The 24,422-nt window shown below is 37.8% G+C and carries 27 protein-coding genes; 4 read left to right on the top strand and 23 right to left on the bottom strand.

What is annotated here, in order from left to right; translation table 11 throughout:
* Window positions 1-76: 76 nt before the first annotated feature.
* The 7 genes from EM808_RS07780 to EM808_RS07750 form a co-directional block, all read right to left on the bottom strand.
* Window positions 77-349, bottom strand: coding sequence for an HU family DNA-binding protein (locus EM808_RS07780; protein WP_016203034.1), 273 nt, complete (start codon window positions 347-349; stop codon window positions 77-79).
* A gap of 420 nt (window positions 350-769) precedes the next feature.
* A complete protein-coding gene (gene spoIVA, locus EM808_RS07775; protein WP_127737609.1) occupies window positions 770-2,248 on the bottom strand; it encodes a stage IV sporulation protein A in 1,479 nt (492 codons plus the stop codon).
* Between the two features lie 578 nt (window positions 2,249-2,826).
* Window positions 2,827-3,876: an NAD(P)H-dependent glycerol-3-phosphate dehydrogenase gene (locus tag EM808_RS07770; protein WP_127737608.1), complete on the bottom strand. Its 1,050-nt coding sequence runs from the start codon at window positions 3,874-3,876 to the stop codon at window positions 2,827-2,829.
* A 14-nt stretch (window positions 3,877-3,890) separates the two neighbouring features.
* Window positions 3,891-5,201 carry a ribosome biogenesis GTPase Der gene (gene der / locus EM808_RS07765; protein WP_127737607.1) on the bottom strand — a complete coding sequence of 437 codons (1,311 nt, stop codon included), beginning with the start codon at window positions 5,199-5,201 and terminating at the stop codon, window positions 3,891-3,893.
* 305 nt (window positions 5,202-5,506) lie between these two features.
* Entirely contained in the window at window positions 5,507-5,692 is a 186-nt protein-coding gene (locus EM808_RS07760; protein ID WP_127737606.1) for a capping complex subunit for YIEGIA, read from the bottom strand.
* Complete coding sequence (locus EM808_RS07755) at window positions 5,689-6,579, bottom strand: YIEGIA family protein (RefSeq protein WP_127737921.1); 891 nt, start codon at window positions 6,577-6,579, stop codon at window positions 5,689-5,691. Before EM808_RS07755 ends, EM808_RS07760 begins: the two co-directional genes overlap by 4 nt.
* Window positions 6,579-7,187, bottom strand: coding sequence for a YphA family membrane protein (locus EM808_RS07750; protein WP_127737605.1), 609 nt, complete (start codon window positions 7,185-7,187; stop codon window positions 6,579-6,581). The genes EM808_RS07755 and EM808_RS07750 overlap by 1 nt, the downstream gene beginning before the upstream one ends.
* A gap of 143 nt (window positions 7,188-7,330) precedes the next feature.
* Between EM808_RS07750 and EM808_RS07745 the strand changes: the two genes are divergently transcribed.
* On the top strand, window positions 7,331-7,477 hold the full coding sequence (locus EM808_RS07745) for a YpzI family protein (RefSeq protein ID WP_127737604.1): 147 nt from the start codon (window positions 7,331-7,333) through the stop codon (window positions 7,475-7,477).
* Between the two features lie 73 nt (window positions 7,478-7,550).
* Here the strand turns inward: EM808_RS07745 and rpsA are convergent, their stop codons facing one another.
* From rpsA to EM808_RS07690, 11 genes are all read right to left on the bottom strand, one after another.
* A complete protein-coding gene (gene rpsA / locus EM808_RS07740) occupies window positions 7,551-8,693 on the bottom strand; it encodes a 30S ribosomal protein S1 (protein ID WP_127737603.1) in 1,143 nt (380 codons plus the stop codon).
* A gap of 179 nt (window positions 8,694-8,872) precedes the next feature.
* Complete coding sequence (cmk, locus tag EM808_RS07735) at window positions 8,873-9,550, bottom strand: (d)CMP kinase (RefSeq protein ID WP_127737602.1); 678 nt, start codon at window positions 9,548-9,550, stop codon at window positions 8,873-8,875.
* Window positions 9,551-9,756: 206 nt separating this feature from the next.
* Window positions 9,757-9,939 carry a DUF5359 family protein gene (locus tag EM808_RS07730; protein WP_127737601.1) on the bottom strand — a complete coding sequence of 61 codons (183 nt, stop codon included), beginning with the start codon at window positions 9,937-9,939 and terminating at the stop codon, window positions 9,757-9,759.
* Between the two features lie 70 nt (window positions 9,940-10,009).
* The gene (locus EM808_RS07725) at window positions 10,010-10,672 is read right to left on the bottom strand and encodes a flagellar brake protein (protein WP_127737600.1); all 663 of its coding nucleotides are present in this window, start codon (window positions 10,670-10,672) and stop codon (window positions 10,010-10,012) included.
* A 140-nt stretch (window positions 10,673-10,812) separates the two neighbouring features.
* Window positions 10,813-12,159, bottom strand: coding sequence for a germination protein YpeB (gene ypeB, locus EM808_RS07720; protein WP_127737599.1), 1,347 nt, complete (start codon window positions 12,157-12,159; stop codon window positions 10,813-10,815).
* 16 nt (window positions 12,160-12,175) lie between these two features.
* Complete coding sequence (gene sleB / locus EM808_RS07715; RefSeq protein WP_127737598.1) at window positions 12,176-13,228, bottom strand: spore cortex-lytic enzyme; 1,053 nt, start codon at window positions 13,226-13,228, stop codon at window positions 12,176-12,178.
* Window positions 13,229-13,372: 144 nt separating this feature from the next.
* Window positions 13,373-14,053 carry a glutamic-type intramembrane protease PrsW gene (prsW, locus tag EM808_RS07710; RefSeq protein ID WP_127737597.1) on the bottom strand — a complete coding sequence of 227 codons (681 nt, stop codon included), beginning with the start codon at window positions 14,051-14,053 and terminating at the stop codon, window positions 13,373-13,375.
* A gap of 35 nt (window positions 14,054-14,088) precedes the next feature.
* Window positions 14,089-15,051, bottom strand: a complete 963-nt coding sequence (locus EM808_RS07705) for a YpdA family putative bacillithiol disulfide reductase (protein ID WP_127737596.1) — start codon at window positions 15,049-15,051, stop codon at window positions 14,089-14,091.
* Window positions 15,052-15,189: 138 nt separating this feature from the next.
* On the bottom strand, window positions 15,190-16,467 hold the full coding sequence (locus tag EM808_RS07700; RefSeq protein WP_127737595.1) for a Glu/Leu/Phe/Val family dehydrogenase: 1,278 nt from the start codon (window positions 16,465-16,467) through the stop codon (window positions 15,190-15,192).
* A gap of 623 nt (window positions 16,468-17,090) precedes the next feature.
* On the bottom strand, window positions 17,091-17,675 hold the full coding sequence (locus EM808_RS07695; RefSeq protein ID WP_127737594.1) for a genetic competence negative regulator: 585 nt from the start codon (window positions 17,673-17,675) through the stop codon (window positions 17,091-17,093).
* 82 nt (window positions 17,676-17,757) lie between these two features.
* Window positions 17,758-18,558 carry a metallophosphoesterase gene (locus EM808_RS07690; protein WP_225314674.1) on the bottom strand — a complete coding sequence of 267 codons (801 nt, stop codon included), beginning with the start codon at window positions 18,556-18,558 and terminating at the stop codon, window positions 17,758-17,760.
* 141 nt (window positions 18,559-18,699) lie between these two features.
* Between EM808_RS07690 and EM808_RS07685 the strand changes: the two genes are divergently transcribed.
* Genes EM808_RS07685 through EM808_RS07675 form a run of 3 tightly spaced genes read left to right on the top strand, consistent with a single transcriptional unit; the run spans window position 18,700 to window position 19,775 of the window.
* The gene (locus tag EM808_RS07685; protein WP_127737593.1) at window positions 18,700-18,924 is read left to right on the top strand and encodes a spore coat associated protein CotJA; all 225 of its coding nucleotides are present in this window, start codon (window positions 18,700-18,702) and stop codon (window positions 18,922-18,924) included.
* Complete coding sequence (locus tag EM808_RS07680; RefSeq protein WP_127737592.1) at window positions 18,924-19,184, top strand: spore coat protein CotJB; 261 nt, start codon at window positions 18,924-18,926, stop codon at window positions 19,182-19,184. Before EM808_RS07685 ends, EM808_RS07680 begins: the two co-directional genes overlap by 1 nt.
* 21 nt (window positions 19,185-19,205) lie before the next feature.
* Window positions 19,206-19,775 carry a manganese catalase family protein gene (locus EM808_RS07675; protein WP_127737591.1) on the top strand — a complete coding sequence of 190 codons (570 nt, stop codon included), beginning with the start codon at window positions 19,206-19,208 and terminating at the stop codon, window positions 19,773-19,775.
* Window positions 19,776-19,813: 38 nt separating this feature from the next.
* Here EM808_RS07675 and EM808_RS07670 read toward each other — a convergent pair whose 3' ends face one another.
* Genes EM808_RS07670 through EM808_RS07650 form a run of 5 tightly spaced genes read right to left on the bottom strand, consistent with a single transcriptional unit; the run spans window position 19,814 to window position 24,350 of the window.
* Entirely contained in the window at window positions 19,814-20,272 is a 459-nt protein-coding gene (locus tag EM808_RS07670; protein ID WP_127737590.1) for a YpbF family protein, read from the bottom strand.
* A 54-nt stretch (window positions 20,273-20,326) separates the two neighbouring features.
* Window positions 20,327-21,175 (bottom strand): LysM peptidoglycan-binding domain-containing protein, encoded by an 849-nt coding sequence (locus tag EM808_RS07665; RefSeq protein ID WP_127737589.1) that lies wholly within the window; start codon window positions 21,173-21,175, stop codon window positions 20,327-20,329.
* 43 nt (window positions 21,176-21,218) lie between these two features.
* The gene (locus EM808_RS07660) at window positions 21,219-21,794 is read right to left on the bottom strand and encodes a CPBP family intramembrane glutamic endopeptidase (RefSeq protein ID WP_127737588.1); all 576 of its coding nucleotides are present in this window, start codon (window positions 21,792-21,794) and stop codon (window positions 21,219-21,221) included.
* The gene (locus EM808_RS07655) at window positions 21,787-23,298 is read right to left on the bottom strand and encodes a RecQ family ATP-dependent DNA helicase (protein WP_127737587.1); all 1,512 of its coding nucleotides are present in this window, start codon (window positions 23,296-23,298) and stop codon (window positions 21,787-21,789) included. The genes EM808_RS07660 and EM808_RS07655 overlap by 8 nt, the downstream gene beginning before the upstream one ends.
* Window positions 23,295-24,350 (bottom strand): YpbB family protein, encoded by a 1,056-nt coding sequence (locus EM808_RS07650; protein WP_127737586.1) that lies wholly within the window; start codon window positions 24,348-24,350, stop codon window positions 23,295-23,297. The genes EM808_RS07655 and EM808_RS07650 overlap by 4 nt, the downstream gene beginning before the upstream one ends.
* Window positions 24,351-24,422: the final 72 nt, after the last annotated feature.

The following is a 24,422-nucleotide window of genomic DNA, read 5'->3' as shown; positions in this document are numbered from 1 at the left end:
GCCATTCTGTAAAAAAAAGCAAAAAAACCGCGAGTAATTCGCGGTTTTTAGAGAAATAATATGCAATGTATGTAGATTACTTCACTGCGTCTTTAAGTGCTTTACCTGGTTTAAAAGCAGGAACTTTGCTTGCTGCAATTTCGATTTCTTCACCAGTTTGAGGGTTACGTCCTTTACGTGCTGCACGCTCACGAACCTCAAAGTTACCAAAACCGATAAGTTGTACTTTATCACCATCTTTTAAAGCATTCAAGATTGTATCAAAAACAGCATCAACTGCTTTAGTAGCGTCTTTTTTTGATAATTCGCTTGCTTCTGCAACCGCGTTAATCAATTCTGTCTTGTTCATGCCTTTCACCTCCTCCCAAATGTTTCAAATAAATCCTAAAAAATCGTTTCATATCATTATTTGTAAACAATTTATCGGAATTTTATACGTCATTAAGAATATTTTCTCCTCGTTCACACCATTGTTTAAAAATGATGCTACTTCTAACATGACAAGCATTAATAAGAAACATCATAATGCTTTAATCGCTGTAATGACGCTGATTCCTTTAAAAGATTATCATAATCGTTTGAGCTTATCAAGAAATTTTATATAATGATAGCAATCTTTTCAGTAATTGATATAAAAGTGTAATAAGGAAACCACAATTTTACAGTCAGCCAAAACCTCTAGAAACAATGGCCCCCTGCGTAATTCAAGATGTATCTCAAAGCTGATTATTATAAAATAAAAAAAAAGAAACTCCCAATAGAGAGTTTCCTACAAAATGATAGCAATAAGTCCTCCGGAGCCTTCATTGATGATGCGCTCTAGTGTTTCTTTCAGTTTGTATCGAGCATTTTCTGGCATTAGAGAAAGCTTTGCCTGAATCCCTTCTCTTACAATGGAGCTAAGACTTCTGCCGAAAATATCTGAATTCCAAATTGATAGTGGATCATCCTCAAAATCCTGCATCAAGTATCTGACAAGTTCTTCACTCTGTTTTTCAGAACCGATTATTGGTGCAAATTCGGATTCTACATCTACTTTTATCATGTGGATGGATGGAGCAACAGCCTTAAGTCTTACACCAAATCTAGAGCCTTGGCGAATGATTTCTGGCTCATCTAGGCTCATATCAACAAGAGATGGTGCGGCGATACCGTAGCCTGTTTGCTTCACCATTTTCAATGCATCAGAAATTTGATCATATTCCGTTTTTGCGTGAGCAAAATCCTGCATTAGCTCAAGCAAATGGTCTTTCCCTCTGATTTCCACCCCAACGATTTCCTTGAGGATTTCATCATATAATTCATCTGGTGCGAACAAATCAATTTCCGCCACACCTTGCCCCATCTCAATTCCAGCAAGACCAGCCTTATCAATAAATTCAAAATCACTGAATTGCTGTACAACACGATCTACATCTCGCAGTCTCTTAATATCTTTAACTGTTTCCTTAACTGCCTCTTGATAATTGTCACGAAGCCAGTGATTTTCTCTGAGAACCATAACCCAGCTCGGCAAGTTTACGTTAACTTCCAATACTGGAAACTCAAACAATGCTTCTCTCATTACATTAAGAACGTCTGACTCTCTCATGCTTTCAACACTCATTGCAATGACTGGAATATCATATTTTTCAGACAGCTCATTGCGAAGTTTTTCTGTGTTAGGATGAAAAGGCTGAGCACTATTGATAATCATAATAAAAGGCTTACCAACCTCTTTCAGCTCTTCGATAACCCTATTTTCTGCCTCTAAGTAATTACTTCTTGGTATATCCCCAATCGTCCCATCTGTTGTAATGACGACACCGATTGTGCTGTGCTCTTGAATAACCTTTCTTGTACCAATTTCAGCCGCCTCATGAAATGGAATCGGCTCTTCATACCATGGAGTATTAATCATTCGAGGTCCATTTTCATCCTCATACCCTTGTGCACCTGGAACTGTGTAGCCGACACAATCAACCAATCGGATATTTACATCCAATCCTTCGTCTACAGTAACGGATGCTGCTTGGTTTGGAACAAATTTTGGCTCAGTCGTCATGATTGTTTTGCCTGCAGCGCTCTGAGGTAACTCATCCTTCGTCCTTGCACGATCTCCTTCATTATCCATATTAGGAATCACGACCAATTCCATAAATTTCTTTATGAAAGTAGACTTGCCTGTACGAACAGCACCTACTACACCTAAGTAAATATCACCGCCAGTTCTCTCGGCAATATCCTTAAAAATATTAACCTTTTCCAAATGATCCCCTCCTGAACTCTCCCTAGTGTAGAGATTAACAAAAATCCATATAATACATTTAGACATTATATATTTATGATGTTGTCCTATCTCATTATGACTACTTTTAAAAATTCCCCCTTTTTTTTTGCTAGGCAATGTAAATCAACAGCTCTAATTTCTTTTAAACCATTCTCATAACTAGCACAAACACAGGAAAATAGCGGACTTTATCGCAAACCTTAAAAGAAATGCTACGAGTGATGTTTTCTTTTAGGGTTTTATTCACGCCAAAAAAAATAACCCTTCTAAATCATGTATACACATGAAAAAAAAGGGTTATGACAATTTTTGAAAATATTATTTTATTTCGCTTGTATACACCAGTTAAATAGCCAATTTTTCTTCTCAAAAAAAATCAAAGTAAAAGCAGGGGAACCTTTACTTTGATTTAATGACTATATTGCCCATCACCTGTTCATTCCACCAGGTTGCTTCAAGGCATTGTATGCATAAATATATATTTCGTATCATGAAAATGCCTAAAGTAATGGAACATTTTCTAAAAAACAGAAACAAAAAAGTTAGGAATGTGATGATTATTCCGTATACTGGGAAGCAAGAATATTCACAAGATCTTCCATCTCATGCGTTTTGTCTCTTGTCATTAATCCTTCAACGACATCCCTTGCATTCTTCCCGTTAAACAGCACATCGTATAAGGCATTTGTTATCGGCATCTCAATTCCGTATTTTACAGAAAGCTGATGTCCTGCTTTCGTCGTTCTGATGCCTTCTACGACCATCCCCATGTTCTCAAGGACCTCTTCTAGCGGGCAGCCTTTTCCGAGCAGATTTCCGGCTCTCCAGTTGCGTGAATGGACGCTTGTACATGTCACGATTAAATCACCAATCCCAGTTAAGCCTGAGAACGTCAATGGATTAGCACCCATTTTCGTTCCTAATCTTGCCATTTCAGCAAGCCCTCTTGTGATAAGTGCCGCTTTTGCATTATCTCCAAACCCTAATCCATCTGTTATACCAGCACAAACAGCGATGATATTTTTCAACGCTCCGCCAATCTCAACTCCGACTATATCTGGATTTGTGTAAACTCTGAATTTAGAATTAATGAATAAATCTTGAACCTTTTCTGCTTCTTCCATATTTTTTGAAGATACGGTAACTGTTGTCAAATGGCGCAAGCTCACTTCTTCTGCATGGCTTGGTCCTGACAACACGACAATACTTTTCAATAGTTGCTCCGGTATTTCTTCTTCCATAATTTCAGATATACGAAGAAGCGTGCCTGGCTCGATGCCTTTACTAACATGAATAAATGTTTTCGGCTCATCCAAATAAGGAATCATTTGCTGCATCACTTCACGCATCGCTTTTGTCGGCACAGACATGACGATAAAATGGACATCCTGCAATGCTTCTTGCATGGAAGTAAATCCAATAATGTTTTCTGAAAGCTTAATTTCCGGAAGATATCTTTTGTTAATATGATTTTTATTTATTTCTTCAATATCCTGCTCGTTTTTTCCCCAAAGATGCACAGTGTGTCCATTGTCAGCAAGTACAAGTGCAAGTGCTGTTCCCCAGCTTCCAGCTCCGATCATTGCGACTTTTGTTTGATTACCCATTAGATCCACCTCTATTATTTTCTTTCACGCGCAAAAATTCTTATTGGTGTTCCTTCAAAGCCGAAAGCATCTCGTATACGGTTCTGTAAGAAACGCTCATAAGAGAAATGCATTAGCTCAGGATCATTAACAAACACAACAAATGTTGGCGGTCCGACTGCAACTTGAGTCGTGTAGTATATTTTCAAACGTTTTCCTTTATCAGTTGGTGTTGGATTCATCGCAACGGCATCCATAACTACATCATTTAATACACTTGTCTCTACCCTTAATGTATGGTTTTGACTCGCAACATTAATCATCGGAATTAATGTATGAATACGTTTTTTCGTCTTAGCAGACAAGAACACAATCGGTGCATAATCCAAGAATAGGAAATGTTCTCTAATATTTTGTTCAAATGTTTTCATTGTCTTTTCGTCTTTTTCGACAGCATCCCATTTATTTACGACAATGATGACAGCTCTGCCAGCTTCATGAGCGTAGCCTGCGATTTTTTTGTCTTGCTCGATAATGCCTTCTTCTCCATCAATAACAACTAAAACAACGTCTGATCTTTCAATCGCTCTTAATGCACGCAGCACACTGTATTTCTCTGTGCTTTCATACACTTTCCCTTTTTTTCTCATACCAGCAGTATCAATGATTACGTACTTTTCACCGTTTACAGTTACTTGAGAGTCAATCGCATCCCTTGTTGTACCAGCAATATTGCTGACAATTACCCTGTCTTCTCCAAGCATGGCGTTTACTAGTGAGGATTTCCCAACGTTCGGGCGTCCGATAAGGGAGAACTTAATAACATCATCATCATATTCTTGTCCATTTCCTTTCGGGAAATGATTAGCTGCTTCATCCAGAAGGTCCCCAAGACCTAAGCCATGTGATCCTGAAATTGGCATTGGCTCGCCAAATCCTAATGAGTAGAAATCATAAATTTGCTCACGCATCTCTGGATTATCAATTTTATTAACCGCAAGAACAACAGGTTTCTTTGCACGATACAGGATTTTTGCAACCTCTTCATCAGCGGCTGTTACTCCCTCACGGCCATTTGTGATGAAAATGATAACATCTGCCTCGTCAATCGCAATCTCTGCCTGTGCTCTAATTTGATCAAGAAACGGCTCATCACCAATGTCGATTCCGCCAGTATCGATTAGATTGAAATCATGATTCAGCCAGTCTGCTGAGCTGTATATTCTATCTCTTGTTACTCCAGGAATATCTTCTACAATGGAGATTCTTTCTCCAACAATTCTATTGAAAATAGTAGACTTACCTACGTTAGGCCTTCCTACTATTGCTATTACAGGTTTCGCCATTCTTACTTACACCCTTCCATACTTCAAATAGTCTTTTTGCTTTATGTTCACAAAATACTATGTATATTTGTTATTCCAAGCTGCTAATTTACTGCCATGTGTTTTTGTCTATCATAAGGAAATAAAGATTGTTTAAATGCCACCTTTTTAATACTAACTAAAAACAATTAGGGGATTACCTATTTTTTGAGGCAGTCCCCTAACTAATATATCTTAACAGAGTGGCCTTGTACAGGCAAGAGCTAGAAATTTGTTTATTGTAGGGGGAGATGGCCTATACATAGTTTTGCTAATACCCTGATAAGTCAATGCTTGACGATAATAAATACGTCCTCACTAATTTTATGGGCTATTCCGTCAAGAATCGCCTCCAGGTTTGTTGCAACTGCTTCCATTTCATTAACATCACTGCAATAAAAGACGCCTGTTCCTGGGGCTACTTTGTCCGGTTTTGTTGTAATAGCTGCTAATATATACTTTTCAATTGTCACCGTGCTTCTTCCTCCCGTCGCAGCCTTTTGCTCGGCATACGGATGGCATTTTCAAGGGTTGGGACAGCGCCAATTATTTCAAGCGCTTTTTGCTTTTCGTTGTTTTGCGGCAAAATAAACACAGCAACCCTTCCATCCTCTAAGTCTCTTTTCGCCAAGGGGACCAATGCAGGTGTTCCTGAATCCCTGTATACTCCTAAAGCTGTTGAAACATCATACAAAATTGCCTGTCTTTGGCCGAGATTAGCAATGGTTGTTCGCGCATTGAAATTCTTTGGTGTCAGGATAAAGCCCATACCATATTTCAATACTTCCTCCTGCCGTGCCGGTATCCCGATATTCATGATATAAATATTATCAACATAAAGGCCCGGTCCATCGAATCTCGGCTCCACATAATCAATTGTTACAATGTCACGAAGCTTTCCACCTGACATCAGCTTCCGGCTAATAAAAAAGGAGATAATGGCAGCGACTAAGCCTCCCCAGATGTGAAAGGTTATATATCCAAAGGTGCAAAGTAAGCTTGCAAACATTACAAGATAGTTTCTGCTTTCAAAGGCAATCGCAATTCCTTCAATATATGTCTTTCCCCGAGGCACCATTTCATAGCTATCTAGCTCTGTTAGTGTGTTCCGCTCCATATTGCGAACATCGCGAAATTGTGAGGCTGCAACAGTTAAAAAGGTCACTGCGGTGAAATCCTTGTCTAATATCGAGGGGATGGCGACTGTACCTAGACCAGCCGCAATAAACCCTAGGGCAATATGTATAATCTTCCCATGTAAATACGTTGGATACTGTCGGTAATCTGTACGAAGCATAAACATACGGAGGGCAGTGCCGATCACAAGTCCAAACATGATTGGATATGTAAATGTATTCATCATAGTTTTTGCTTCTCCTTTTCAAGTAAGTAAATATGCTGTTCCCATCTTGCAAGAAAGACTTTCGTCATGTGAAGTACTGCCAAACTGCTAATCCCTGTAAGCAGACTGTCAAAATAGGCAGGTGACCCAATTCCAACATCCATACGATAATAATGCAGCAAGCTGCCATACACTACTTCACCAAATGAACTTCCTAATACAATCATTATGACTTGGCAAAATACAGACTTATGTAATAAAAGGGCTAATAGGACAAGCGTTGCAGCTAGCAGCAAACCTTTGTCAGCAATCAGCCACACTGGATCAAGAATGCTCAATAGCTGGAAAGAAACATATGCAAGCATTGTCATAAACGAAGTTAACACGGAAAAGAGCTGCAGAGATAGCTTCAGTCTTGAGGCAAATATAAATGCTGCTACTAATTGGATTATCAACAAGACGGATACTTCCACACCGCCTATAAAAAAATGATAAGGAAATAAAATCATTGCAATTAATAATATGGATGCGTAAAATAGCCTATTTCGATTATCCTTGTCCATCAAAAAGGTCGACATTATCCAAAGCATCCACGCGAACCAATAAAACAAATTACCTTCCATCATCTGTTCACACTCCTACTTTTTCCATTATGTCAATTTAATATGTACTTTAAACTAAGAAAAAAGCAGGCAAGCAAAATCTCAAGGAAATTATCTGAATAAAGTGCGGTATTATTTATCATTCTATTGTTAGGGGGTGTGTTTAAGTGGGTAAAGATCGACAAGAAAAAAAATTGAAAAAAAGTCATCGTGTAGAATCTGACAGAGATCAGGCCATCCATTATAATGGGGCGACAAGATTGCAAAGCCCTGCGGAAGGCCGCGCATTAAATGATAATAAATACAGTGAATAAGTTCTCATAAAAAAAGAGCGGTCCCTTCTCATAACGGAGAAGGAACTGCTCTTTTCAAGACAGCTCTATACTATTATTGTTGCTTTAATTTTTTCAATTGCTCCCCAATCATATCTCCCAGCTGGAAGCCTTTTGATTCTTCTGGAAGCTCATATACTTCATCTTCTTCCTGCTCTTTTTCAGTCAAGTCTTTGATGTTTAATGAAAGACGTTGCTCCTCTTCATTTACATCGAGTACTTTCACTTGAACAGTTTGACCTTCTTTAAGAACTTCATGCGGTGTACCGATGTGTTTATGAGCAATTTGTGAAATATGGACAAGTCCTTCAACACCTGGGAATACTTCAACAAATGCACCATATGACACAATGCGTTTAACTGTTCCTTCTAAAATACTGCCTTTTTCCGCTTTTTCAGCAATATTTGCCCACGGTCCTGGCAAAGTATCCTTAATAGACAAGGAAATGCGATCATTATTGCGGTCAACGCTCAGGATTTTCACATTCACTTCTTGACCTTCCTGAACAACATCAGAAGGTTTTGTGATATGCTCATGTGACAGTTGAGAGATGTGAACCAACCCGTCAATTCCGCCTAAATCAACAAACGCACCAAAATCAGTTATTCTTTGAACAACACCTTGAAGTGTTTGCCCTTCCTGCAATGATTCAAGCACATTTTGTTTTTGTTTGCTCTTTTGCTCTTCAACTACAGCCTTATGAGAAAGAATCAAACGATTTTTATCCTTTTCCAATTCGACAATTTTAAAGGAGATGGTTTTGCCTTTGTAGTCAGAAAAGTCTTCCACATAATGAGCTTCCACAAGGGAAGCAGGGACAAAACCGCGTACGCCTAAATCAACAACAAGACCGCCCTTAACGACATCTTTCACTTCTGCATCAAAGATTTCGCCAGAATTAAATCTCTCTTCTAAGCTTTCCCAAGCTTTTTCTGCATCAACTTTTCTTTTTGACAGAACAAGAGCATCCTCTTCTACTTTAATTACTTGAAGGTCAAGCTCTTCACCTTCTGATACAACATCTTCAGCCTTTTCAATATGAAGGCTTGATAATTCGCTGATTGGAATAATTCCATCCAGTTTGCTGTCAGTAATCGCGACAATAACTTGCTTCTCTTCGACTTTTGTTACCTTACCGGAAACTCGGTCTCCAACTGTGTAATTATGAACGACAATATCATTTAATTCTTCAGACATATGTACTCCTCCTTCAACTTTTCTATTGGAATTTTATGCAGCAGGTTGCTTATCCCATATAGCTTTCATAAAAAATTAATAGAATAATAAAAATTTATTTCTTCTATCTAACTTCTTATAAATGCGATTATTTGTCAAGTAAGAAACACTAGCGTGCATTATCAGCTAATCAGAGGACATCAGTTAGTAATTTTGTCCTCTGTTAATCCCATAATTTCACCTACAACATCCTCAATGGACAAAGAAGTAGTGTCAATTTCAATGGCATCATCTGCTTTTTTAAGCGGAGCAACTTCACGTTCAGAATCCAGCTTATCTCTTGCAGCTATTTCTGATTTCAATTGCTCTAAATCTGATTCAAAGCCTTTATTCAAATTCTCATTGTGGCGTCTAACTGCTCTTTCCTCGACAGAAGCAAGCAAAAATACCTTCACTTCTGCTGTAGGGATAACATGTGTTCCAATGTCTCTACCATCCATTACCACGCCGCCGCCAGTTGCAAACCCCTGTTGTCTGCGAACCATTTCTTCCCGCACTTCTTTATGCTTAGCAGCAATAGACACCGAGTTAGTTACATTGCTTCTGCGAATATCTTCTGTGACATCCACACTGTCCAAGAAGATTTTTTGCCCTTTTTCGCCGGGAAACAGCTCAATTGTTGTACTTGAAAGCATGTCTACTAATGCTGCCTCATCCTCTAAGCTTATTTCATTGTTTATAGCCTTAAGGGTTAGTGCTCTGTACATCGCCCCAGTATCGATATATATATAACCGAGCTGTTCTGCCACAATTTTCGCTACAGTGCTTTTTCCGGCTGCTGCCGGTCCATCTATTGCAATGCTGATTTTCTTATCCATATTTCCTCCTAGAAACCTTATCCATTCTTCGTATTCAACGTTAATTATTGAATTTACTTAGAACAAATTATTATTCGCAAGTTTATTTTATCATATTTTATGTTTTTATTTGTTGATTAAACCTATTAAAATCCATACTATTTTTTTGTGGATTCATATGATTTAAAAAAACCTTTCAAATCCCAGATCGAAAGGTTTTTCCTGCATTATTTCTGATTAAGTCCAATTGTTTCCAGTATAGAGGTATAATTCGACTCCGTTACCCCTTCATATTGGGCAAGAGTTTGCAATCCTGGTAGTATGTTTGCAGATATAAGTACTTGTCCAGCTAGCAAAAAAAACAATTGAATGGCAATTAGCTTAATCAATAACCGTTCAAGGCGCTTCATATTCCGATACCTCCACTTGTATTTGCTTATTTTACTTAATATTAGTATCGGAATATGAGGAACAGTTTATTCAGAGTTCCAAGCCTTTCTTACGGAATGAGAGTTGACGATCAAAGCAAAAACGCAAGAATAGCTGTCTATCAGCAGGACTTACTTCAAGAAACTCAAGCGGTGCTTTGTTGTGTGTTTCATTATGATGAAAAATACTTTTAACATGTGCTTTTACTTTCGGATAGTAATATTCGCCATTTTGCATCGGTAGAACAAAGTACGGCTCAACAATTGTTTCTGGCTTCATATTTGAATTCTTTGGAACAAGAATTGCAGCACCACCTGCACTTATGTCTGTTGTAATGGTAGCAAACGGTTTTAGTTCATTATCAATGGAAGTAATCGCAACATCCACACTCGTTTCCACCCTTACATACTCTCTCCTTTGGATCTTAATCCACTGGTCTTTCGGTGGATAATGCAGAAGTAACATCGGAATATTCCCTTGCTTTTGGCGCCCTATTATTTCGGAATCGAACATATAAACTGTCCCATGGCTTGTCACGAAGCTGACCTTCAGTTGTGTGCCATTAAGCAGGAATACGGCTTTTTTTGTTTTGGAATTAATAGGATAATCTATAAAAATTTCGTTATCGTTCATTTCAACTAAACGGCATTTATATTGTTCTGGAGTTTCACTATGAGCTGGTTCTAAAATTAAAGTATCTCCAATGTTTATCACTGTACCACGCCTTCTTGTGCAATTTAATAGTAATTCTTTTTACCTATATTATCGCAGAAAATTGCTGGATATCAATAGTCACCTTCAAAATAACAGCAAAAAAGGCAGCAGGAAATAGTACTTTCCTACTGCTTTCTTGATTAAACAACTTCATCATATAATGGTTCAGCATTTTTGAGTTTTTCCACTTTTTCTTCTGTGCCTGTTTCTGCATTAATATAAATGCGATACGTATCATCATCCAATGTCCCGATAAATTCATAGCAAAGCACTTCTTGATTCAAATCATTAAGTATGACTGCTAACCCATCCTGCATTATTTTTACGTTTTTACTGATTTTATCTTGTGCCTCAGCTTTTGAAATAACAGGATCTGGAATATCCCGTTTCTTATGCTGTTTTAAGTAATCTTCTGCAGCAAAGCCTACAATATTACCGTTATCAAGCGCGACCTTTATCTTAATGCTGTCAGGATAAATTTTCACGCCATTTTCCTCTGTTACGAAGGTAAAGACACCGATGTTATCATATTGCATACTTTCAAACAATGCCAAATCTTTAAAATCATGCTTTTTCAAAAAATCAACGGCTTTGTTGCCGGCATCATTTAAGCTAATTTTTTGTTTATTCACTTCTCGAGAAACGATGGACCAAATAGGGTAACCACCCTTTTTCGTTATATCCATATTCGCTTCTACTCCTGAGTCTTTTTCTTTTAGTGCAACACTGTAGAAGCCGTACCCTGCACCTTCTCCATTTTCAGTGATGTTCACTTCCAAGTCGCCTTTAAAATCTGCATAATTCTCCGCAATTTTCTGTGCTTCCTTTTTCGTTATCGTCTTTCCTTCCAAATTACTGAAGTTTTCGTCCTTTTTCTCCATATTAACATTTGTTACGCCAAAGCTAGTTTCCTGATAACCATCGACTTTTTCTTCCACTGTTTTTAATCCGTCAATAATAGTATTATCACCTTGCTTATTTGTGGCCAAGGCCATTTCTACATCCATCCAGCGCAGATTGTTTTCAAGTACTAAATGCTGCACGTTGCGCAATTCATCTTGAATATCTTTTGCATCACCATATAGCTTTTTCAATGATTTGTATTCCTTATCTGTCAGTGGATCATCATCAAGATTTCTTACGGCAGTACGGTAGCTGAAGTCTCCAATATTCGCCAAAAATTCCTCTGTTTTGTTAAATGGCAATAATGTGAGCGGAAGCTGGCCAACATCACTATGAGCGTTTGACGTGATTCTCCACACCTCTGCTAATGCTGGTGAAAGTGATTCCTGTGAATTCATGGCAAGTGTTGTGCCAATTTGGTCATGCAAAAGGTCTATTTGATATGATAAATCATGAAAAGCTCGTTGATAACTGTTTTCCGCATTCATTAAAACTGCGTTTTTTTCTTTATGCTCTTGATAGCCCCAAAAAGCTGCACCAGCAACCCCAATTGTCAATACGCCTATCATAATCCCTCTAAGCATTTAACGTTCACCCCTTTTATTTACAGAATATGTGCTTGCCTATTTGCTTGATTTGCGGCCTTGACCAAATCCAGCCACTTGTTGCTGTATCTGGATTAAAATAGTAAATAGCATTTCCTGTAGGGTCCCATCCATTGATTGCGTCAAGCACTGCTTTTTTTGCCGTTTCATTTGGTGTCAGCCAAATTTGTCCATCAGCAACTGCTGTAAATGCCCTCGGTTCAAAAATAACCCCTGACACTGTATTTGGGAAGGAAGCACTGCTTACACGGTTTAAAATAACGGAAGCTACTGCTACTTGACCAATATAAGGTTCACCTCTTGATTCACCGTAAACGGCATTTGCCATCAGCTGAATATCATTTTGAGAGAATCCGTTAGGTACATTCGCCGCTGTCGGTGTTTGCTTCTTCACAACTTCGCCGCCATTATTTTGGGCAGATTTCGTTGGAGTTGAGTTTGCATTATTATTAGTTGTGTTTTTTGTTGTTGTATTATTATTATTGTTTGCTTTATTTGCTCCAGCATTGTTCGTTTTTGACTGATTTGCGGATTTTTGATTGCTGCTGCTCGGAGCCTTGTTTGTGTTAGCGTTAGAATTTTTACTAGGTGCCGTATTTCCTTTATTTGCATTGCCGGCAGCCTTATTATTCGTATTTTTATTAGCAGAAGGTGTTTTTTGTTTGTTCAAGTCCACTCCGCCATAATGGCTGAACTTCTTCCCGCTGTTAATTTGCTCTTTCACAAATTGTTCATTATACTTTGATGCTTTTGCCAGTTTTAGTTTCGTTTGCCAGCCTGCCATTCCGTCAATCGGCAACCCAAATTCATATTGGAAATTTCTTAATGCCCAATATGTTTTCCAGCCGAAGACTCCATCAATTTTGCCATTATAAAATCCTATATATTGGAGCCTTGCTTGCAATTCGATGACATCATCTCCAACAGCACCTTGCTGAACCACTTGATTTGTGAATGCTTCCGCTTTATGCTCCACATCCGCTAATGGTGCTAGAATGATACAGGCGGAAATTACGGCAGAAATTTTCGTTAAGAACTTTTTATTCATGCGTGTTTACCCCCAGATGTAAATACTATTTGTCATTGACTCTATTTTTTGTAGCGATTGGTTTTTTATGCAAAAAAAAAGAAAATGAACAGAATTCATTTTCTTTTTTACCTATATTTTCTCCATACACAATTGTGCTGGTTCTTAAATTTTATAATTTGCATTCATATATTTGTTCACATGTTCTCTGCTCAGTTCTCTAGCGATTTTAACTTTTCGTAAGCCAAGCCACCATAGGAACAGCATGAATGGAGTGATGAACAAAAGCCAGTTCTTTTGCATTGTTAGGATATAATCATAAATACCATGGAGAATAAAGGGAATGACCAACGAAAAGAAAATCCACTTGCCTTTTGGCATCGTAAATTTCCCTTTTCCAATATAATACCCCATGATAACACCGAAAAGAGCATGACTTGATACAGGAAGCAATGCTCTTCCTAAAGCATATTCCACACCATTAGCTACAAGGTAAAGAATATTTTCGACTGTCGCAAAGCCTAACGAGATAGATACACCATAAATAATACCGTCATATGGCTCATCAAATTCTATATGCTGATAGGCTGTAAAAAACAAGATAAACCATTTGAAAAATTCCTCTAACAAACTTGTTGTGATAAAGGAGTTTAACAAATGGGAAGGCACAGCTTCCTCGACCCGAAGAACGTATTGGATAAACATTATCGGAAAAACCAGCAACGCCCCTGTTATAAATGCCCTTAAAACTAATCCGATTGGTTCTGATTCATATTGATCCTTTAAATAAAAATAACTTAAAAGTGCCAGCCCTGGCGCTATACCAGCGGATAGTATGGCTAACATTCGCTCTTTTCCTCTCCCTTGTTAGCAATAGGCGGTTATGCTCTGTTCGCTATCGCTTTGGCTATTTGATCTCCGTGGAACTTGCCGTTTTCGATGAATATTTCATTTGCATTATTGCCTGCTGCAATTACTCCAGCAATAAAAATCCCCTCAACATTCGTTTCCATTGTTTCTGGATTAAAAACTGGTCTGCCCGTTTCTGTCTCCATTTCAACACCCATGAGCTTAATAAATTGATGATCCGGGTGATACCCAGTCATGGCAAAAACAAAATCATTGGCAATTTCAACAGTGTCCCCATGCTTCGTATATACTAAAGTTTTTTCTTTAATTTCCACGACCTCTGCAGCAAACTCCATTTTAATGACATCATTTCTTACAAGCGCTTCAAACTCCGGCAGAATCCATGGCTTAATACTGCTTGAGTATTCTGTGCCGCGATACAAAACCGTTACCCTCGCTCCCGCCTTCACTAATTCAATCGCAGCATCAACACTTGAGTTTTTTCCACCAATAACAGTGACATCATGATTAAAATATGGGTGTGCTTCCTTAAAATAATGGCTGACCTTTGGCAAATCTTCACCAGGGACATTCATATAATTAGGATGATCATAATAACCTGTCGCAACGATTACATAATTTGCGCGGTATTCATCCTTTGAGGTTTTTATTGTAAAGTAATCGGCTTCCTTCTTTACATTGATTACTTCTTCATAGGCATTTATCCGCAAATCTTTTCGTTTCGCTACTTCCCTATAGTAAACAAGTGCTTGGTTACGATTTGGTTTATACTGTTCTGTCAGAAAAGCAATTCCGCCGATTTCAAGCTTCTCGCTTGTGCTGAAAAAAGTCTGGTGTGTTGGATACCCATGGATTGCATTAACTACATTCCCCTTCTCGATGATAAGGGGTTTGATGTTTACTTGCTCTAAAGCGATTGCAGCAGCCAATCCACAAGGTCCTGCACCGATAATAATCGCTTGTTCTTCTTTCATGTTAACCTCTCCTTACATTCTTTACAGCTTATATACACATATTTATCATACTTTTATGTAGTATGCTTTTAATAAAAAAATCTCCTATTTATAGCATAGGAGATTTTTGGTTATTATACAATAGTTTGTTATCCTAACTTAAATCCAACCACGGAATCTTGATGCTTCCGCCATTTTCCTTACCCCGACCATATAAGCGGCCAATCTCATATCCACCCTGCGAATTTGAGCCGTATCATAAATATTCTCAAAAGACTTGCTCATTACTTTTTCAAGCTTTTCTTCTACTTCTTCCTCTGTCCAGTAAAAACCTTGGTTGTTTTGCACCCATTCGAAATAAGATACAGTTACACCGCCGGCAGAAGCCAAGACATCTGGCACAAGAAGGATACCTTTATCTGTTAAGATTGTTGTTGCTTCTAAAGTTGTTGGTCCATTTGCTGCCTCAACAACAATACTCGCTTTTATATTATGAGCATTTTTTTCGGTAATTTGATTTTCAATTGCAGCAGGAACTAAAATATCACAATCCAACTCCAACAGCTCTTGGTTTGTAATGGTATTATTAAATAAATTAGTTACTGTTCCAAAACTGTCCCTTCTGTCAAGAAGATAATCAATATCCAATCCATTCGGATCATGTAATGCGCCGTATGCATCCGAAATACCAATTACTTTTGCCCCAGCATCATGCATGAATTTTGCCAAGAAGCTACCTGCATTCCCAAAGCCTTGGACAACAACTCTTGCACCCACAATATCAATGCCTTTTCTCTTAGCCGCTTCACGTATACAGATGGTTACCCCTTTAGCGGTTGCCGTTTCTCTTCCATGTGAACCGCCTAAAACGAGAGGTTTTCCTGTAATAAAGCCAGGAGAGTTAAATTCATCAATCCTGCTATACTCGTCCATCATCCAAGCCATTATTTGTGAATTTGTAAATACATCAGGTGCTGGAATGTCTTTTGTTGGGCCAACTATTTGACTAATTGCTCTTACATAACCTCTGCTAAGCCTTTCTAGTTCACGGAAGGACATGTCTCGTGGATCACAGACAATTCCGCCTTTACCGCCACCATATGGTAGGTCAACAATTCCACATTTTAAACTCATCCAGATAGAAAGGGCTTTCACCTCTGTTTCTGTAACTTGCGGGTGAAATCTAATTCCTCCCTTTGTTGGGCCAACTGCATCATTATGCTGTGCCCGGTAGCCAGTGAATATCTTTACACTGCCATCGTCCATCCTTACAGGTATCTTCACTGTCATCATGCGAATCGGTTCCTTCAGTAGTTCATACACCTCATCAGAATAACCTAGCTTATTCAATGCCTTATGAATGATCGTTTGTGTTGATTTTAATACATCGTGTTGCTCTTCAACAATCTTCTTTTCATTAGACTTTTTGGCTACCATTTAATGAATCCTCCTAAAAAACTGCAAAGTTAATTTAAATTTATCATTTTTACGGTCAAATTTCTCATTAAAGACTAGCATTACTATTCGTCTACATACAAATACATGCTTAATATAGTATGTACTTTTTTGGAGCATTTTTTAGAGAAAATTACTGCTGCTATTTTTTTTATAAATGATTGTCTCTGTCTTTTTGCATAAAGTATAGGTTAACCGCAAACACGGTAAATCTATGCATGTACAACAGAGTCAATTGTACAAAATGCCTTTGCCACTATGGAAAGATGTTTTATAGTATGCTCTCCTTTATAATATATTCAAAAGATACAACTTTGTCCCTATCTTCCACACTTTTTATGGCACATTCTATTTTCCTGTTCTTAAAGAGATTTGCTTGACACAGCTATAAAGAATTAAGATATAATTCTTTATCATTATCTTATCATTTTTCCTCGAATTTACCAACGATGAAGTTAACTGTTTTCAATTTTTTTGCAGGACATTTTTTGAGCATTTTCGTTCTTTTTCCATAAAAAAACTCTTCCAAGGCGAAAAGCGACCAAGAAAGAGTAAAAATAGAAATCTTAAGAATATATAAATTTATCTACTAACGATATCATCATTCATTTGAAATATTGGTTCAACATTTCAATCGCATCGTTTTTTAATATAGTACGTCCATATTCTTCTATAATATAGATGCTTTTAATGCTTGCTTCACCAAATTCACCGAGGATTGCTGCTGCTTGTGCTTCCTTCGCTGCAGCAATGTCAGGAAAATACAGATAGTATTTATTTTCAATACTAAACAATGTGCCCCCAGAGAAACAGGCGTTTTGCAGAACCTTTGCTGCTTGAATGGCATTTTCCAGCTCCGTAAACTCATATAATATGTCAACAGTCTCTTCAACAGTAACCTGCATTTCCAAAAAACCTTCTGCCAGTAGCTCTTCGTCTTGGGACTCTTCCTCGTTCATTGTTAAGATCATAACCATCCCTTGTGCCTTCATGGAAAAAATCTCGACTGCGACAGAACCATGTATTTCAAGGTCAAACATATCATTGGCTTCTTCGAGCATTTCATGAAAAAAATATTGCCATTTTATCGAGTCTTTCCATATATCATCTTTCGTCAGTCCACGTTCATACAGATCATCAAATGTCAGGTAGATCTTAATTCTGTTATGATTCAATCGTTCTAAGCGCATGACAATGCCTCCTGCTCTATCTGAAAAAACTCTTACTGTAACGTATGAAAAAAGCAGGAAAACGGTGATTTGTCTGCATCATTTAGATTCGTTTATCTTTTGTATGCTGAATTTTAATGATGTGGGTTTCTGGCTTCGCACCAAGTCTTAATGGTATCGAGGTAGTTCCATACCCATTGCTCACAAGGATAGTCGTATTTCCAATTACTTTAGTAGCACCAATTTCATATGGTCCAAAGCCAAAAATTCGTATTTGTCCCCCATGTGTATGACCGCTAAGCACTAATGTTACTTTGTGGTCATCATTCAGGTCTTCCATCACTTTCGGATTATGGCTAATCAAAATCTTAAATTCTGCTTTTTTTATATCTTGAAGGGCTGAGTCAAGGTCATCTAATTCTAAGGAACGATCCTCTGTCCCTGCTAAATGCCATTTTTCCCCTTTATTAGAGGTGAAAGAAACAGATCTATTATCAAGGACTGTTACATCTTCACTTCTAAACAGCTCCTTTAATTCGTCTACATCTGCTTCGTAATCATTATTCCCCCACACAAAATAAAGGGGACCTATTTCCTTCAGCTTACGAAGATTTTTACGGACAGTGTCAAAGCTCACCCCTTTTTCAAGCAAATCTCCGCCAATAATAACAAACTTTGCAATCCCCTTTGCCTCTTCTACAATGGACGAAGAAACTTCTCTTCTATGTATATCCGAAATAAAAAACAACGAAATCTCCTTGAAAGACCTTGGAAAATTAGGAAAGTAAAACATTTCGTATTTAATGTGATCCTCCAATGCATTCTTATGCATCTTAATTACTAATGCAATTCCTGCAAGGATTATCAGGATGACTGCCACTATAACATTAATAATTGCCAACATCCAATCCCCCCTTTACACTTTTTCATCTTATCCTTTTGTTATTGTATAATGTGCATCTTTTTTTTACCAACAAATCGAAAGCATGATTTAGCATTTTCTTCATATTATTTTAAAGATAATAAAAAAAGGAGGGCTTTTTTCATGAGTCAATTTTACAGAAAATACCACCCCTATATAAGCCCAAATGATCCTTGCCCGCCAATAAAAACTAAAGTATATTCTACACCGCCCAATTTATTTATGGGCTTTCAACCACCACATTTACCACAATTTTCACCGATGGAGGCATTAAGAGCAGGAACATTATGGAAGGCGTTTTACGATCCTTATTATGGTCCACATGAAAAAAAGGCAGGTGACACTTAATGAAACAGCTGCCGAAAGAATATCACCAGCTGCTCGAACAGCTTCAAGCTGTAGATTTCGTATTGGTAGAATTAACGCTTTATCTTGATACACATCCTAACGACCAGGATGCTATCAATCAATTCAATCACTATGTGGGAGAAAGAGCAAAATTCAAGGAGCTGTACGAAAGTAAATATGGGCCACTTCTCCAGTTTGGGAACAGCTATTCAGGCTCTCCATGGGACTGGAAAGATGGACCTTGGCCTTGGCAAGTTTAACAGTATAAAGGAGGCATTGATATGTGGCTATATGAAAAGAAATTGCAGTACCCTGTTAAGGTAAGCACCTGCAATCCAATGCTTGCAAAATTTTTAATTGAACAATACGGCGGAGCAGATGGAGAGCTAGCGGCAGCACTTCGCTATTTGAATCAGCGGTACACAATACCTGATAAAGTAATCGGACTTTTAACAGATATCGGTACGGAGGAGTTTGCCCATTTGGAAATGATTGCGACAATGATTTATAAGCTCACAAAAGATGCTACTATAGACCAATTAAAAGCAGCAGGACTTGACGGTCATTATGTTACTCATGAAAAGGCGTTATTTTACCATGATGCTTCAGGCAATCCTTGGACTGCTACATATATTCAAGCAAAAGGTGATCCAATTGCCGATTTATATGAGGATATTGCAGCAGAAGAAAAGGCTCGTGCCACCTATCAATGGATTATTAATATGAGTGATGATCCAGATTTAAATGACAGCCTCCGTTTTTTGCGGGAGCGGGAAATTATTCATTCACAACGCTTTAGGGAAGCAGTTGAAATTATTAAGGATGACAGGGACAGAAAAAAGGTTTTTTGAATGCGCAAAAAGAGACTAATGCTTGTTTAGTCTCTTTTTTATTTCGTTTCATGAAAAAGGTTTATATCATATTCTTTTTTCATCATATAAAAAACATGATGGCGACTTTTCCATTCCTCTTCCTTCTTCCACAGGTCCTTCGCTTTATCAATAATTTCACAGCGCAATTCGTGATATTCCTTCTCTGCCTTGTCCTTTTTTTGTTTAAGAACATTCATAAAGCCAAAGGATCCAACAATTAGACAAAGCGCATATAGATTGAAAGTTTTCGCAATAAATATCGAAAACATTATCGCAAAGGAATGGGAAAACGGGACAGCAATATGCTTATAAAGCCAGTATGCATAAAAAAATCCAACTATTATTGTCAGCCACATAACAAACAAATGTCTTGTTTTGATCATATCAAATTTCCTTTTTTTCTCCACAAGTTTTTGCAGCATTTCTCTTGTTGTTTCATCCGTATTGCTGTCAAGCTTCATAATAGATAATTCCATGTTACAAGCCTCCTTCCCTTAAACTATATGAAGGGGAAGGACTAGTTAGAAGCATTATTGCTGAGGAATTTTCAGCACCTGTCCTACCATAACATTATCACTTGCTAATTGGTTTGCCTGTTTAATGATATCAACCCCTGATTTAGAATTATAATAATTCATCGCAATCCGGTATAATGTTTCATTCGCAGCAACTGTATGGTAAATATACGTTGTTTCAGCTTCAGCTTGTGCTTTTTTCTCGGCTTCTGCTGCTGCCTTTCTCTCAGCCTCTGCTTGTGCCTTTTTCTCGGCTTCTGCTGCTGCCTTCTTCTCGGCTTCTGCTTTAGCTTTTTGCTCTGCTTCCTTTTCAGCTTCTTCTTTAGCCTTTTGCTCTGCTTCCTTTTCGGCTTCTGCTTTAGCCTTTTGCTCTGCTTCCTTCTCTGCTTCCGCTTTAGCCTTTTGCTTTGCCTCCTCCGCTGCTTTTTGCTCTTTGTCGGTCGACTTTTGTTCCTCTGTATCAGCCGCTTGCTTTGAGCTGTTTTCAGCAGAGTCATCTGTTTTTTCTTTATCTTCAACTGTCGCTGATTTTTTTTCCTTTTGTTCGACACCTATTTGCTCAAACTGTGTCGATGAGCCGCTAACAGGAACAATTGCATCCCCAGTGTGACGAGTCATTATTTCATGAATTCCGAGTAAAATAACTGGAAGGGCAATAAACGAAAAAGCTAGAACAGTGATAGCTGTTGACTTTTGATTTTTCTTTTTCTTTTTCTTTTTTTTCTGTTTATGATGCACCGACCTGCGAGGCGGCAGTTCTTCTTTTTCTTTTTTTTCGGTTGGAATTACCTCTTGTTTCTCCACTCGAGTTATCCGCTGTTTTTGCCGATCCGCCTGCACTCTATAAGGATCTTCTCTTGTCATGAACATCCCTTCTTTCTAAACAAATTTCTTTTTATATAAAAATCTACTCAAAAACCTTGTATCTGATCAGCAGGCCAAGAGCAAAATCAATCGTAAAATGCATAATAATCGTTGCTAAAAGACTTCCTGTCCATAAATATACACAACCGATAATTAAACTTATAAAAATAATGTTTATAAAAAGAAACCAATTAAATAAATAACGATAGTGAACAACTGCAAAGATTATACTTGCTGCTAATAACCCGAGATTGGTTTGGATAACGCCTCGAAATAAAATTTCCTCACTTACACTAACAACCGCCGCAATTACGGCGATATGCAGAGGGTGTCTTTGACGAAATATCCGCTTATTTAACCCACCATCATCATGATATTTACCAGGAATATATTTCATAAATATCATATCCATGAAAACGACTGCAGCACCTACACTAAGTCCTGCTAATACATATGTCCATTTAAAGGCTAGCAAGGAACCAAAATCGTCCATCCGAAATACAAATATGCCTAATCCTGCTGAAAGGATAATTAAAATAATTTGGGTAATATATAAGTGCTTAACAAGCTCTTTGTCTGTCAACTGATTCAATACATGAAAGTATTTTTCCTTATTCATAAGCAGGTCCACTTTTCATATTTAAAATAAAGGCAAGCTGCTTTTTCCAGCTGTCCACCTCATTGTTTCTTTCATTGTTTGTTTTTTCCTTTGAATAGAAGCTAGCTATACTGAATCCACAATTGTCACAGCACACGGGGTTCATTCTAATCTCAGCCTCCTCGAAATACCCTGTTAGAAAGGCACGTCGGCATGAATTTAAATGGACCCATGATAACATATGTTGTATACTTTGTTTTTTTATCGCAAGCCTGCTTACACAATATTGGGCAAAATCTTCAAGCTTATCGACAATCTCCTTGACCAATTTCCCTTCTAGCTGAACATTTGCCGCAAGTATTCTCCATTGTGTTTCAGAAAATTGCCCCAACATCAAGGTTCGTTCTTTTTTGGACCATTCTTCGTATGTGGAGTATTGCAGAAGAGACCTTTTTAATTGCTTTAACTGCAGCTCATTTGGCAGCTCTGTTTCAATAAGCTGGTATGCAAGCATTTCATCACCAGGCACGTATAAAAGAATGGAGATGCTTTCCTTCCGATCCCTTCCAGCCCTTCCGATTTCCTGCAAAAACGATTCGACCTGTGTCGGAAAATGGTAATGGATGACAAAGCGGATATTATCCTTATTTATCCCCATACCGAAGGCGCTCGTTGCACAAACAATATCAAGCTGGCCATTTAAAAACTGCTGCTGAATCAGTATTCTGTCTTCCTGTGACATACCGCCATGATAGGCATTAATCCGCTTGCCGCTTTTCCGCTTCAATTCAGCGGCCATTTGCTCTGCCAGCTTTTTACTTGAAAAATAAATAATGCCCGGACCTTGCAAATCGACAGTTAATTCCTCCAGCCTTTTCTTTTTCTCTACTCCTCCTGCAAGCATTTCCACTTTTAAGGCAATATTGGGTCTATCAACACTGTAGATCACTTCCTTCACATCTACTAATGATAAAGATGCCTTAATATCATCCCTTATACTAGGAGTAGCAGTTGCCGTTAAAGCCAATGTTAAAGGATTACCCAATTGATTCCGCACATTACCTAAGTTTTGATATTCAGGCCTAAAATCATATCCCCACTGCGAAATACAATGTGCTTCATCTATAACAAATAAGCCTATTTCCAGTTTTTTTAATATATTCAATATAAATTCAGAGCTAATCATTTCTGGGGAAATAAAAACAAATTTATATTGGCGTATTTGCTTAAATACTTCATTTCGCTCTTGCCATGTCAAAAAGGAATTAATAGCAACAACGCTTTTTTCTCCGTTCATCTTCATTTGCTCTACTTGATCCTGCATTAATGACAGTAAAGGAGAAATAATGATGACAGTTCCCTTCAGTAATTTTCCTGGCAACTGATAAACCAATGATTTACCAGTACCTGTCGGAAGCATGGCTAATGTATGCTTATGTTCTAAAAGGGCAGTTATTGCTTCCTTTTGTCCTGGCCTAAAGGAAGATAAAGAAAAAAATTCATATAGCTTACTTTCTAAATTCACTTCATGCCACCTCCTAATTTGGCAAGGACAATCCTGATTTCAAAATATGTCGCATCTGGAAGCTGTTGTTTAATTTGTTTTAATGACTTAGATGCAATGTCTTTCGCAATTTTTGTAATTTCTTCAACTTTGCTTTTACTTACATATTCCTCTATGGAAAAATCAGGAATATTCAAAACAAGTTCTGCGATATGATCTTCAATCGTACTCATTTTCAAACGGCGAATGTTACTGATTTCTTCAAGACTATAGCCTTGAAGAATCAATTTATAGGTGGCTTTAGTTGAATTCGTCAGGATAAAGTCTGAATCATCATCTAGTATCATTTTCCGCAATATTGGAAACTTGCCTTCTTGAGCTAAAATCTTCTGGAGCATAAAATGCAGCAATGATAAAAAAGACATATCATAATAGCTTAGATCTATCCCAAAATCTGCTGCGGCTTGTTCTGGCGTCAGCCCAATATGGTCTGCTCCTGTCAGCCTGCATATAAGATATTCAGGATAAATGTCCTCATCTTCCAAGCATTTTGCCAATTCTTGAAAAAGATGTTCATTTAGCTTTTGCCTTTCAGTAGAAAAATCCTGCAATGTTTGCTTCATCCAAGCTTGAACAGCCATATTTCGTTGAACTGGCATATACCGATTATTGCCTTTTGCTAAATGTGATGCAACTTGGATAGAGAGCGAAAGCCGCTCCCAGAATCCAACAGTGATTCGATGATATTTCCAGCCATTTAAATGGGCGGGAATAGGGTATTCTATAAGTAATTCCTTTAAAGATTCCTCTTTTTTAGGATGGATAACAAAGCTTTGCGCTGACTCACCAGCATGTATCCATGCTTTTTTATTCAAAGAGAGGATAATGCTGTCGAAATTTGCTCTCGACAAACTCGGAAATGTTTGAAATATGGCTTTTAGCTTAAATATATGTATATCCTGAATTGTTTGGGCTGATTTTTTGCCGTTTAGGATGTGAAGAACAGAATAGACGGTTCTCTCTCCCTTTATTCTTTGTAAACAATATAACACGATTACCTCGATAAAGGTCATATACGTAAACTCCTTTTAAAAATAAATCGATGGTCCATGTCGAATTATGTACTTTCTTGCTTTTATTTTACC

The sequence above is a fragment of the Niallia taxi genome (assembly GCF_004005475.1).
Lineage (GTDB): Bacteria > Bacillota > Bacilli > Bacillales > Cytobacillaceae > Niallia > Niallia taxi.
This window is presented reverse-complemented; position numbering and strand designations above follow the sequence as displayed.